Annotated in this window: 10 protein-coding genes; 2 read left to right on the forward strand and 8 right to left on the reverse strand. The window is 58.0% G+C overall.

Annotation, left to right across the window (positions count from 1 at the left end; all coding sequences use genetic code 11):
• Nucleotides 1-48: 48 nt before the first annotated feature.
• Complete coding sequence (locus MUN84_RS21690) at nt 49-417, forward strand: hypothetical protein (RefSeq protein WP_244695967.1); 369 nt, start codon at nt 49-51, stop codon at nt 415-417.
• Between the two features lie 1,144 nt (nt 418-1,561).
• On the opposite strand, the gene MUN84_RS21695 is transcribed toward MUN84_RS21690, so the two are convergent.
• From MUN84_RS21695 to MUN84_RS21725, 8 genes are all read right to left on the reverse strand, one after another.
• Complete coding sequence (locus MUN84_RS21695; protein ID WP_244695968.1) at nt 1,562-2,143, reverse strand: ArnT family glycosyltransferase; 582 nt, start codon at nt 2,141-2,143, stop codon at nt 1,562-1,564.
• Between the two features lie 62 nt (nt 2,144-2,205).
• Complete coding sequence (locus MUN84_RS23320) at nt 2,206-2,340, reverse strand: hypothetical protein (protein ID WP_262920598.1); 135 nt, start codon at nt 2,338-2,340, stop codon at nt 2,206-2,208.
• A gap of 38 nt (nt 2,341-2,378) precedes the next feature.
• Nucleotides 2,379-3,419: a UbiA family prenyltransferase gene (locus MUN84_RS21700; RefSeq protein ID WP_244695969.1), complete on the reverse strand. Its 1,041-nt coding sequence runs from the start codon at nt 3,417-3,419 to the stop codon at nt 2,379-2,381.
• Complete coding sequence (locus MUN84_RS21705) at nt 3,394-4,119, reverse strand: HAD family hydrolase (RefSeq protein WP_244695970.1); 726 nt, start codon at nt 4,117-4,119, stop codon at nt 3,394-3,396. The genes MUN84_RS21700 and MUN84_RS21705 overlap by 26 nt, the downstream gene beginning before the upstream one ends.
• Nucleotides 4,120-4,562: 443 nt before the next feature.
• Nucleotides 4,563-7,025 carry a TonB-dependent receptor domain-containing protein gene (locus tag MUN84_RS21710; protein WP_244695971.1) on the reverse strand — a complete coding sequence of 821 codons (2,463 nt, stop codon included), beginning with the start codon at nt 7,023-7,025 and terminating at the stop codon, nt 4,563-4,565.
• 184 nt (nt 7,026-7,209) lie between these two features.
• Entirely contained in the window at nt 7,210-7,656 is a 447-nt protein-coding gene (locus MUN84_RS21715) for a MarR family winged helix-turn-helix transcriptional regulator (protein ID WP_244695972.1), read from the reverse strand.
• Nucleotides 7,657-7,969: 313 nt separating this feature from the next.
• Nucleotides 7,970-10,432: an outer membrane beta-barrel protein gene (locus tag MUN84_RS21720; RefSeq protein WP_244699088.1), complete on the reverse strand. Its 2,463-nt coding sequence runs from the start codon at nt 10,430-10,432 to the stop codon at nt 7,970-7,972.
• 292 nt (nt 10,433-10,724) lie between these two features.
• The gene (locus MUN84_RS21725; RefSeq protein ID WP_244695973.1) at nt 10,725-11,981 is read right to left on the reverse strand and encodes a pyridoxal phosphate-dependent aminotransferase; all 1,257 of its coding nucleotides are present in this window, start codon (nt 11,979-11,981) and stop codon (nt 10,725-10,727) included.
• Between the two features lie 381 nt (nt 11,982-12,362).
• On the opposite strand from MUN84_RS21725, the gene tsaE reads away from it, so the two are divergent.
• Nucleotides 12,363-12,788: a tRNA (adenosine(37)-N6)-threonylcarbamoyltransferase complex ATPase subunit type 1 TsaE gene (gene tsaE, locus MUN84_RS21730; protein ID WP_244695974.1), complete on the forward strand. Its 426-nt coding sequence runs from the start codon at nt 12,363-12,365 to the stop codon at nt 12,786-12,788.
• Nucleotides 12,789-12,817: the final 29 nt, after the last annotated feature.

Here is a 12,817-nt window from a genome sequence, read left to right on the forward strand (position 1 = left end):
GGATACCTAGTAAAGTAGCGGCAGAGCCTATGTTCTGCCGCTTTTTCTATGAAAAAATTTGTTGATGATTTTATTGATTTTGGGCCGGGTCGGCCGTATTTTCCTTCTAATATCCACCTGGAATACTATAAGCCACTGAAGAAGCAGGTGGATATTCTGCGGGAGGATATGTTTCAGGTAAGCTACGGTGATGATACCCTCAATTATGCAATTGATGTCGGTTGGTATGGTAAGAGCTTTAGCACGATCGGATTCTTTCAGGTGTACTTGATAAAGAATGCTAATTGGGAAGAATCAGTACTTCGCATAAGGTGTAAGTCTATAAAGAGGCTAGTCCCTGCTCTCCGGAAGTGTTTAGAACGCTTGAAAAAAGACACGGACGATTTCCGTCTGCTGCCACCAATAGTGCTTTCATAAAACAACAAGAGCCACCCTTTTGGGTGGCTCTTGTTGTTTACACGTAGTGCCAGTAGTCATTCTGCTTATGATGATACAGAAAAGCTACTTCTGCCTCATCAGCACTTGCTAAATAGGTTATTTCATGTGACTGTAGGTTGGTACATACAGCTCGTGGCAAGTGGTTTGGAGGCGTTTCATGGGTAGTAACATAGCCCAGTGGCCAACTGCGAATTACTGCTGTTGGTTCAGCTCGTAGAGTACTACGGTGTGCGGGTACTTGTTGTAGGGTTTGCTGTGCAGCTCATCCACTTTGAGGCCGAACTGGTTGAACAGGTTCTGCATTTCGGTGGTAGCGTAGAAATACTGGGTGTGGTACCAGGCAGGCTGGCCCACGTACTCGCCAATGGCGTTGCGGTTCAGGTAATCGAACACAAACCAGAGCCGCTTTTTGCCCTTGAGGTCTGGAATATCGGCCCGCATTTTCTGCATGAATTCAGCCGAGCTCCCAACATCATTTTTCAGATTATGGCCCTGCACGGCAGTAAAGGGGAGTTGATAGGCCTCTTTGTAGTACTCGTAGGCGTGGCTCATGTTCCAGAATACGTACACCACGTCGCCGGGCTGGTAGTGGGCATTGATGTAGAGCAGGGGGCCGCGGTTGTCCTCGTAGTTCATGAACATATCGGGGTTGGCCAGCTGCCGGCCCGTGTTGATGCAGAGCGGCAGAAACAGCAGGGCCACCACCATATAAAACAGGGCTCGGCGCCGGGCCAGCAGCTCCTGCAAGCTATCTACTCCAAGCCCAATGAAAAGCACCAAGGCCGGGGCCAGAAACAGCACGAACCGGGCGTAGAAGGGATACATCTTTACCCCGGAAGCCAGCATGGCAAATACCAGGGGTAGGAACAAGCAGAAAAACAAGGTGCGGTTGCGCTTGAACAGCACCACCATGCCGCCCAGCAGCAGGCCCGCCGGCAGCCAGCCCATTTTAAACAAGTAGCGCCATTTGCTTTCCTGCCAGGGTGCCAAGTCGCCATCCAGGGTCAGGAGCACGCCCAGCGGATGCACCAGCAAGTTGTAGGGACGTTGGGCGTACCACACCACATCTTTGACGGAGGTAGGAGGCAGGGGCATGAAGCCGTCGTAGACCTTGGCGAAGAAATCAATCAGCCAGCTCGACTGCGGGTATTTGCTGATAATGAGCACGTACTGCACCCCAAAGCTCACCAACCAGAGCGAGAATGGTATCAGGTAGAGGGCAAACTGGCGCCAGCGGGTAGTCAGCACCCAGCGCCCACTGACGGCAATGGCAATACTGGCCAGCACAAAAATGGCCGAAAACGAAAACCACAGGATGATGGCCCCAATACCCCCACGTCAGCAGGGCGGGCAGCGAAGCGCTTTTGTGAAACCGGATGTAAAGCCAGAGGCACAACGTGGCCATGAACAGCTCCGTGCTGTACTGCTTGGCCTCCACAGAGTGGTAAATGCAGGCTGGCGACAGGGCCAGAATGCCCACGGCTACTACTGCTCCCCAGGTTTTGAGGTAGTGCCGCGCGATAAGCGTAAACACCCCGAGCGTGCCCACCCCGCAGAGCAACGGAAACAGACGCAAGGCCATTTCCCGCTTGCCAAACAGCAGCACGCTCAGCCGGCTAACCCAGAGGTAGCCAATAGGAGCCTTCTGCTCATACTGAAACGGCTGGGTGGCCAGCTCCCAGAACCCCATATTAATGGTGTTCACGTTCAGGTACAGCTCGTCGATGAAGAAGGAGCGGTTGTTCAGGAAGTGAAACAGGCGGATGCCTACCCCAACAGTAGCAGGCCGTAGAGCAACCAGGTAACATCAGGCCGGGTGCCAGCGCGCGGACGCAGCGTAGCGGCCGGCTCGGCGCGCCACGCGGGCAGCGCGGCGGTAGTCGACTTAAAGGGGGCCAGCATAGCGAAAAGTAGAGTTCCGAGAAAAGGACAAGCGGCACTTAGCCGTTCAGCTTAAAGTGGTCTTCGAGCAGGCCGTGCAAGCCGGGCACATCCACAAACATGAGGCCCGTGAGCAGCAGGCAGAACAGCACCACGTAGAGCATGAACCACTTGCGGGTGTAGAGCTTTTCGGAGCCCTGCACCGGCGAGTCTTTCAGCAAACCAATGCGCAGGTACCAGGAGAACAGCAGCGCGAAAAACGGAAAGCTGATGAGCAGCTCTACCCGGTTCTTGATCAGGAAAATGCCCAGGAAAAACGCCGAGGTCAGGGCGTAGAAGAACATGGAAATCAGCAGGCTGTGCTCGGTATAGAACTTAAACGAGCGGCGGTACAGGCCGGCCAGCGCCGGGTCGCCGATGAGGCGGTATTCGGCGAAGCGCTTGGTCGCCATCAGGAAAGCGCCGCCCATCCAGTAAGCAATGATGATGCTGGTGGGCGGGAAGCTGTTGAACAGCTGCACGGCATCCAGATTGGCAAAGCCCAGGGCGGGCGCTACCGTAAACCAGCCCAGGGCAAACCGAATGGGGTTGTTCACGGATTCCGACAGCACGTCAATGTAAGGGCGCTCCTTGGTGCGGAAGGGCCGTACATTGTACATCACGCCCATAAACAGCAGAAAAGCCGATACGCACAAAAACTGCACGCTAATGGTGTAGGCAATGGTCAGCCCCACGGCCGCCAAGCCAAACCACTCGGAGTACACCAGCACCGGATTCACGACCCGCACCACGGAAGTGCGTTTCTTTTTCAGGGGGTGAAACTTGTCGAATTCGGCGTCCAGGTATTCGTTGATGACGTAGTTGGCCGAGGCCACCAGGCAGGTGCTCACAATCCCCAGCAACATGTTGAGTACCAGGGGTACGTCAATGTTCGTGCGGTTATACACGATGATGGCGAACAGCATTCCGGGCACCATAAACACATTCTTGACCCAGTTATCGGGGCGCGCAATGGCTACGTAGTCCTTGAGCTTGGCTGGGAGCAGCACCAGCGGCTCCTCCGGATTCTGCATATCAAGATGAATGGACGTCTGATTCATAGGGAGTTGGCTGTGAGGTAGTAGAAAGCTGATTCGTTAGAATTTCGTAAAAAGTGAAGGTTGGGAAAGGCTGTTTCTCGACTATGAGGTAGGGCATGCCGGCCGCTTCGGCACAGGCGCCGTCCAGCTCGGGCCGGTCACCAATGAACAGGCACTGCTCCGGGGGTAGGCCTAGCTGCTGGCAGATGTGGAGCAGCCCTTGGGGGTGGGGCTTGAGGCGGTTGATGGCCGGGTCAGTAGAGCTGATAACGATGTCGGCCTCCAGCTCCAGGGCCGCCAGCTTCGCCTGGGCCGGATAATCGGAGTAGACGCCGATGGTAATGCCACGGGCCCGGAGCGCGGCAAAAAACTCGGCCACGCCGGGGTAGCGGCAGGGCAGCAGAAATTGGTTGGGGTACTGAAACATCCACCGCTCCACCACGGCCCGCACCTGCTGGACTGGGTAGCCCCCGGCCCGTGCCGCCCAGGCGTACTGATCGGCCTCTAGGTCGGGGCCGGCGTAGGCCGTTTGCTTTTCCCGCTCGGCCCGAAACCGGCGCAGCATTAGCAGCTCCGGCAGCTTCCAGGGCCGGACGCCATAGTATTGCAGCAAAGACTTCAACATGCGCTTGCGCAGCTTGCCCTGCGTATAGAGCGTGCCATCGACATCAAAAATCACGCAGTTGAGGTTCGCCCAGTTAATTGGCACAGTATTAATCATATCGATAATATTAAAATTAATAATGGATAAGCACAAATTAAAAAATAGTTAATGCTATTTTCCCCTGTGGAAGCTATAGGACGATTTTGGGGTATATAGTGCTTTACAGCAGTAGTTTGCGTGTATATTACGGTAAGGATAGTTAAAATATTTATATGTTTATTTATATTTAACAAGCAGTCAGGTAGGAAGCCTTAGTCTTAATAGGGCTTCCTCTACTGTGGTCGGAAGTCGAATGGATTCTTCCCAATCTGGCTGTTATTAGTTCTAGCAGAGGCAAGCATTGGGAGTGAAAAGCGTTGCGAAGCAGTTGTTAATTTCCCTTCGACTCGCTTTAAACAGTCAGCGCCCACAAGGCAGGCTCTTATACTGGAGCTTACCTTGTGGGCGCTGTAGAAAAAGTAAGGTGTGCTGCTGGGTTAGGAGGACAACTAGTTCATGCCCTACTGCCCCCCGGCCCGCCGCTTCTCGTCTTCGGCTCCGCCGCCCCGGCGCTTGGTGGGCGCCAGCTTATCGTTGCCGAAACGGTAGGTGAAAGCCAGTGTAGCTAGTCGCGAATCCTGGCGTTGGTAAAAGCGCTCCACGTAGTTGTCATAGGAGGAAACGGCCCGCTGCGGCTGGGTAAAGAAGATGTCGGCCACGCTGAGTTTGAGGTTGCCCTTGCGGTTCCAGAGGCTTTTCTGGATGCCCGCGGCCACTTCCCCGTTGGGCCGGGCCAGGATGAAGCCGTACACCTCCCGTGACTGGTAGGAACCGTTCAGCTCGGCACTCCAGCCCTTTCCAAAGGTGAACGTGTGGTTGGAGCTAAGGGTGAATGAACTGCGGCCTCGGTCGAGGTTCGTGCCGGCCAAGTTGCCCTCGAAGCGGCTATAATAGAACACGGCGTTGTTATACATATTCCACCACTTGGCTACCTCCACCGGGGCCGTGAAAGTGAGGGCGTAGTAGTGCTGGCGCGTTAGGTTCTGGGTAGTCGACACCACCGTGCTATCCGATTCCGGCTGTACTACCCCAATCAGCGGGTTGCTGGTTAGGCTGTAGCTCAGCCCCAGGCTGTACTTCTGGCGGTAGGTATGGTTCAGCTCAAAATTGTAGCTGGTCTGGGGGCGCAGGTCGGGGTTGCCGGCCCCGGAGGTGGTCTTGTCGATGATGATGCGGAAGGGGTTCAGCTGGTTATACGACGGCCTATCGATGCGCCGGCTCAGGGAGAGGCTGGTTTCGTGCTTGTCGGAGAAAGTCCGCTTCAGGGCTGCGCTTGGGAACAACTGGAAGTAATGGCGGTCGAAGTTAGGCGTGCGGCCCACCTGCACGACGTCCTGCTTGCCCACGGCGTTGGTTTGCTCGGCGCGCAGGCCGCCCTGCAAGCTCAGCTTGGGCAGGCTGTAGTTCAGGTTAAAATAGCCCGCGTTGATGTTCTCATCGTAGCGGAAGCGGTTGGAGCGGTTTCGGTCCAGCTCCCCGTTAGTAAAGAACTGCACGTCGTTATCGGCGGAAACCAGGCTGGCCTTGGCCCCAGCTTCTAACCGCAGCTGCTTGCTCAGGGGCTGCACGTAGTCCACCTTCGCCGACTGAATCGTGAGTAAGCCCTGCTGGTCGCCGATGATGGTTTCGCCCACTTGCTCGGCGCCGTTGAAGCGCGTTTCTAGCCGCTGGTCGCGGGTAGTGCGGTAGCGGGCAAAATCGGCGTCGGCGGTTAGCTCGTGGGTGCCCAGGGAATCAGGGAAGGTGTGGCGGAAGTTCAGGTTGCCGGCCACGTTGGCGTAGCGGCCCTGACGGTCATTGGTAGAAGCATATTGCTGCTGCAGAGTCCGCTCCAAGTTGTTGACGGCCGTGTGGTTGCGACCGTTTTGCTCGTTGCGGTTTTGCAGGCCACTAACTACCCCGCCCAGCGTCGTGCGCTTCGAGAGGGTGTAGTCGAGCCCGGCCTTCCAGGTGTGGGAGCGGGACTGGTTGGGCGCCCGATTTTCCTGGTCGGTGGTTTGAATGAGCTGGCGCGGCAGCCGGCCGGTGGTGTCAACCCGGTAAAAGTCGCGGTGTATGCTCAGCTTGCCAATGCCGGCGCGGTCGGAGTAGTTATAGGAGCCAAACAGGTTCAGGTGCTGGCGGCGGTGGTTTACGCTCAGCCCCGACACGTATTTATTGTACTGGCTGCGGCCGTAGCTCAGGTTTACGGTGCCGTTGGTACCCAGGCGCTGGTCTTTCTTCAGGTTGATAGCAATAACGCCCGCCCCGCCCTGGGCGTCGTACTTGGCCGGTGGGTTGGTAATCAGCTCGATGCTTTTCAATTGCTCGGCGGGTAGGGCCCGCAGGTAGTCGGCCAGCTCCGTGCCCGTCATGGGTTGGCGCTTGCCATCAATGAGCACGAGCAAGCCCTGTTTGCCCCGGAGCGCGAGGTTATCGTTGCCGTCCACCGTCACGCCCGGGGAGCGGCGCAGCACATCCAGGGAGGTATTGCCGGCCGCTAGTGTACTGCCCTCCACGTTTACAATGGTGCGGTCGGCTTCCCGCTCAAAGGTTGGGCGCTGCCCCGTGATGGTTACTTCCTTGAGAGCCGTTGCCTTGTTGGGTTGTAGCGTTAGCGTCAGAGAAGGGGGTGGCGAGCCGGCGGTAACTTCCAGCGGCCCGGTCCAAGCCCGCCCGAACCCTACCTGTGAAGCCGACACTAGGTAGCGCCCCGCGGCGGTCAACTCAAAGCGGAAAGCGCCCTTTTCGTCGCTAAACTCGGTTTTTACTACCGCCGAATCGGCGGCCCGGTGCAACACCACGGTAGCATATTCCACGGCCCCCCCGGCACCAGTCCGGACTTGCCCACTGACGCCCTGACCTACTGCCCGCGTGAGGGGTAGCGCTGATAAAAGGAACAGCAAGGCGAATCCGCGCGGCTGCCCGGGATGCATAGTCTTCATGAGAAAACAAGGTGAGATGGGAAAGAAAAATCAAGCGACCAGCCCCAAAAGGCGAGCTGAACAACAAGGCGGCCGTCCCGTGCTCAGCGACTACGAATAGTTTCGTAGTAAACATACGAATGATTTCGTATTTGAAAAATAAAATATTTCAAATGCTAAATTTTTGGTTGATTCCGCTGCGCTGCTAGTGCCTAGATAGCGGGGGTGGGGCGCCGCAGTTTGTGGCAATGCGCTCTAGTAAGTAGCGCAGGGTGTTCAGGTCATTTTCGCTGAGCCCTTCCAGGGCTATTGCGCGGTTGCTGAGCACCACGGGCTCCACCGCGTCTAAGGTGCGGAGTCCCTCCACCGACACCCGCAGCTGGGTACGGCGGCCGTCGTGGGGTAGGGGTTCGGCCAGCAGCAGACCCCGCTCCAGCAGCAGCCGGATCATGCGGGCCACGGAGGCCTGATCTTTGAAAACCCGTTCGGCAATGTCGGTTTGGGTGAGGTCATCGGTTTCCTGAATCACCCGCAGCACCAGCCACTGGTCGATGCTAATACTGACGCCGGCCCGGTCGATGTTGGCCTGGGCCATGCGGCGGTACTGCCGAATGGCTTTGTCCAGGGAGTAAAAGATGACGCTGGAAAGCATGAGCTGTTGTATGATGTATCATATAGATGTATGATACATCATATAGGTTGCGTAAAGACCACAAAATTTGTGCAGTTGCCTGTATCCAGGAGTGTATAGAGCAGAGACAGGTAGAATCGACTTTACAAAAACGTCCTACAGAGCCGTAGGCGAAGCAGGAGGTTCATTTTCTCTACTTGCCATTTTATTAGCAGGGTTTCCTACTTGGCTGTTCGTTGATTCCACCTCTTGGTCATATGTCCTGTAATGCAAAGCCTGGCCTTCTTTGTAGAAAGCCAGGCTTAATGGGCAGTCAGCGCAAGACTATATAGAATTACTGACCGGTGGCGGCGCGGCGCTTCTCGTCTTCTGCGCCGGTAGCGCGGCGGCGAGCGGCGGCCACCTTGTCGTTGCCGAAACGGTAGGTCAGCGAAGCGGTAACCACCCGTGAGTCTTGGGCGGAGCGGTAGCTTTCCTCCAGCACCCGGTAGCGCGAAGTAACGCGCAACGGGGTAGTGTAGAAAATATCCGTGGCGTTGAGTCGGATCAGGGTTTTGCCTAGCTGTTTCTGTACGCCGGCGCCTACCTGCCCAAACGAGCGGATGGTCTGGAAGGCAAACTGCTCCCGGGAGTTGTAGCTGCTGTTGAGGTCGGCGCTCCAGCCGTGGCCCAGTGTTAGGCTGTTGTTAAGGCTGATGATGGCGCCCGGCTGGCCAGCAGGAGGCGTTGCCCCGTCAACTAGGCCCTGAAACTGAATGAAAAACAGTTCCGCGTTGGCGTACAGCTTCCACCACTTGGCCGGCTCCAGCGGGGCCGTCAGGGTTAGGCCGTAGTACTCCTGGGTGCGCAGGTTCACGTCGGTGGAGGCTACCAGCTGATCCGCGTCCAGCAGGTACACGTTCACCACGGGGCGGTTGGTGCGGGTGTAGCTCAGGGCCGTGCTGATTTTGTGGCGGAACGTGTGGGTCAGCTCGGCTTGCACGCTGGTAGCGGGCCACAGGGCCGGGTTGCCGGTGCGGTAGGAGGTAGCATCCACGTAGGAGCGGAACGGGTTCAGCTGGTTGTACGTGGGGCGGTCGAGGCGGCGGCTGAGGGCAAAGGCCAACTCGTGCTTATCCGACAAAGTCCGGCGCAACGCCAGGTTAGGAAACAGCTGGAAATAATGGCGGGAAAATGAGGTTTGGCCCACGTCCTGGCGGCCGGTGGCATTGGTTTGTTCCCCACGCAGGCCGGCCGTAACCGTCAGCTCCGGGCGGGTGCGGGTCAGGCTAACGTAGGCGGCATTGATGTTTTCTGAATACCGGAACCGGTTGGTAAGGCCCCGATCAACCTGGCTGACCCCGTCGCGAGTGCGCACGAACAGCACGTCGTTATCCGACGAAACCTGGGTTATTTTCACGCCAGCTTCCAGGCGCAAGCGGTGCCGCAGGGGCCGGATGTAATCGGTTTTTGCGCCCCAGAGGGTAAGCGTGCCGCTTTGGTCGCCCAGCAGCGTGCCGGGGGTAGTCGTGAGCGGCGCCTGGTAGGTAGTGGCTAGGTCCAGGGTACGGGTAATGCCGTAGTGGGCCACGTCGGCATCGGCCGTCAGCTCGGGCGTGCCCAAGGAGTCCTTCGGGAACAGGTGGCGCAGCGTGAGGTTACCGGCCACGTTCGGGGTCAGCAGGTTGCGGCGGTTAATGGAAATGGAGCGGCCTAGTAGCTGGTTCTGGGCATCAAAATAGGCGGCTTCGTTCAGGCCTTTAGAGGGCGTTTGGCTGCTTAGGCCGCTAACCACAGCGCCCAGGGTCGTTTGCTTACTGAGCGAGTAATCGGCGCCGGCCCGCCAGGTGTGCGACTGTAGGTGTCCGCGGGGCGTGTTGCGCTGCACCGTTTTGAGGCCCGTGGTGCCGGCGTCCTGCCGGTACGTTCGGCTGAAGTCAAGCTCCTGAAAGCTCTGCCGGTTGGCGTAGGCGTAGGAGCCGTAGAGGTTGAGCTTTTTCTGCCGGTGGTTTAGGCTTAGGCCCGAGGTGAATTTGCCGTAGCGGCCCCGGCCGTAAGCGGTGTTCAGGCTGCCATTCGTGCCCAGGCGCTGGTCCTTCTTCAGGTTGATGGCAATGATGCCCGCTCCGCCCTGGGCATCGTACTTGGCCGGCGGATTAGTAATTAGCTCCACCGTACTCACCTGCTCGGCGGGCAAGGAACGGAGCAGGTTGGCTAACTCGGCCCCGGTCATGGGTTGGCGCTTGCCGTCGATGAGCACCAGCAGGCCCTGCTTGCCCCGGAGCGCCAGGTTGTCGTTGGCATCCAGGGACACACCCGGGGCGCGGCCCAGCACATCCAGTATTGTATTGCCGGCGCTGAGCGTGCTGCCTTCCACGTTCACAATGGTGCGGTCGGCGAGGCGCTCAAAGGTAGGGCGCTGGCCCGTGACGGTTACTCCCTTGAGCTGGGTGGCGGCCCCGGCCGTCAGGACAAAGGCCAGGGGGGCCGGGAGGGGAGCGGCCGTTACTTCTAGCGGCCCCAGCCACGCGCGGCCATATCCCAGCTGCGCCGCTGACACTAGGTAGCGCCCTCCCACGGACGGTGCCAAGTGAAACTGGCCGGCCGCGTCGCTGAACTCAGTTTTAACAACGGCCGAATCGGCGGCCCGATGCAGGGTAATGGTAGCGTACTCCACGGCGGCACCAGTGCTAGTGCGCACGGTGCCCACTACGGCAGCCGGGTGCACCTGGGCGCGAGTAGAGAACGGCAGGAGCAGCACTACGGCTCCCAGAACAGCAACGGACCCTCCAGTGAGGCGGGGTAAACAAAAGCGCATGGGCACACAATCCGGTGGTTGAATAAAGCGGAAAGTGCAATAGGGGGCAGATGGTCCGGCCAGCGCATGGATAAGAAACAGCGGCCGAAAAGGAGCAGGGTATTTAATTCTCAACCAGTAGGTTAGGAATCGAATGCCGGAAGATAGCAAGAACGTCGCATACTCCGCGAAAATAACCGGGCTAGTAGGCCAGCCCACGGAACAACAACGGGCCCCACCAGCAGCCTGGTGGGGCCCGTTGTTGTTCTGTGCTCATCGGAAAGCTATTAGGGACTAGCCGGCGCCAGCGGCACTAGCGTAGAGCCTCCAGCGCCGTCCGCAGCCGGGGCAGAGCCGCTTCAATAGATTCCAGGGAAGCGCCTCCCACCGACATACGGAACCAGGGCGCCGCGCCATCCGTCCCGAAGGCGCTGAAGGGCACCAAGGCCAGCCGCGCCTCGCTGATGAGGTAGGAAGTCAACTCTTTGGTAGTACTAAGAATCTGACCATCAGGGGCGGTTTTGCCCAGTACGTCTAGCTTGGCAGTCAGGTAGATAGCGCCCATCGGAACCATGGAGTCCACGGGCAGCCCCTGGGCTTTCATGGCTTGTAGGCCCTGGTGCAGAGCGTCGAGGCTATGTTGTACTTTCTCCTTGAACTGCTCCAGGAACTCATCCACGGCGGTAGTCTCGGGCAGATAGTTCGCGGTAGCAACCTGCTCGGCCTTGGGCGCCCAGGCTCCCACGTGGCCCAGAATAGACTTCATCTTGTCAATGACCACAGCCGGACCGAAGGCGTAGCCCACCCGCACGCCGGTAGCAGCCAGGCACTTTGAGATGCCGTCAATATACACGGTGTATTCGCGCAGGGCGGGGCGCAGGTTCACGGGGTCGTAGTGCTCGGTCGCGCCAAAGGTGAGCAGCCAGTAAATCTGGTCGTAGAGCAAATAAAGCGGCTTTTCTCCGGGCTGGCGGCGCTGATTTTCGGCCAGTACCACGTCGCAGATAGCCTCCAGATCTTGCTTGCTGAAAACGGTGCCCGTGGGGTTGAGCGGGGAGCACAACGCCAGCAGGGTAGCACCCGCTAGGTGGGGCGCCAGCTCCTCGGCCGTGGGCATGAAGTTGTTTTCGGGGCGGGTTTCTACCATCACGGCCTGGGCCGCAGAAAGATGGCAGTAGTGGTTGTTGTTCCAGCTGGGCACCGGGAATACCACCTTGTCGCCGGGGTCTACTAGGGCCAGGTAGGTAGCGTAAATGAGGGGGCGGGAGCCGCCGGCCACCAGAAAATCATTGGGCGAGTACGCCAGGCCCAGGCGGGTTTCGGTGAACGTAGCGGCCGCTTCGCGCAGGGCCGCCATGCCGTTGGCCGGGGGGTAGTTGGTGTGCCCGCTCTGGTAGGCGCGGGTAATTTCGTTTTGCAGCTCGGCCGGAATCGGGAAAATGCTCGGGTCGAAGTCGCCGATGGTGAGGTTGCAGATCTGCTCCCCCTTGCGAATCATATCGTTTACTTCGTTGCCGATTTTGATGATTTCGGAGCCGATCAGGCTACCGGCCATTCGGGAAACTTGCATGGTGAGGTCATGGTTTGGGTCGGCCAAATATAGAAGACCCTGACTGTCTGAAGCCCAGCAGCCCTGAAAACTCCCAAGAAACCCCTGTAGTTAGGGCGTATCCACCAGTGGGCGGCGCGCAGCAACTGGCCAAAGCTGGCCGGTTGCGGAGTCGTTGGAATGTAGCTCCTGGACCCAGCGGCGGTAATACTCAGTGGGGCGTTCTGATACGAGCTTCTGCTTAATCATCCGAACCGAAGATCGGTTCCAGTACCTATAATAAGGTCCGGTTCGATTCTGCAGCAGTACTTTCCGCGGAAGATGGGGTAGGGACCGGCATTGCGGCAGATTAACCAAATTTGTGGGCTTAAGTCAAACGCCTCACTTGTTCTGCCTCCTCCGATGATCAGTGAAACCATTCTCATTTCTTCGCTTGACGCGCTACCCCAGGCCGCCGCGCAGGTGCGCGCCGCTATGCACGGGCACTCCATCATTTGCTTCGAGGGCGAGATGGGCGCAGGCAAAACGACCTTCATCAAAGCCCTGTGCCAGAGCCTGGGCGTGCCCGACGACATCAGCAGTCCTACCTTCTCCCTCGTCAACGAGTACCGGGACGCCGAAAATCAGCCCATCTACCACTTCGATTTCTACCGAATGAACGATGTGCGGGAAGCCGAAGGCATTGGGGCCCTAGAGTACTTCGATTCTGGTTATCTTTGCCTAATCGAGTGGCCGAGCCGCGTCGAGGCGCTGTTGCCGCCCGAGCGACTGGTTATCACGCTTACCGTCACCGGCCCCTCTTCGAGGGAATTAAAAATTGAGAATTAAAAATGAAATGCGACTTGCCCTCCTCCATT

Source organism: Hymenobacter sp. 5516J-16 (assembly GCF_022919335.1).
In the GTDB taxonomy this organism is placed as follows: domain Bacteria; phylum Bacteroidota; class Bacteroidia; order Cytophagales; family Hymenobacteraceae; genus Hymenobacter; species Hymenobacter sublimis.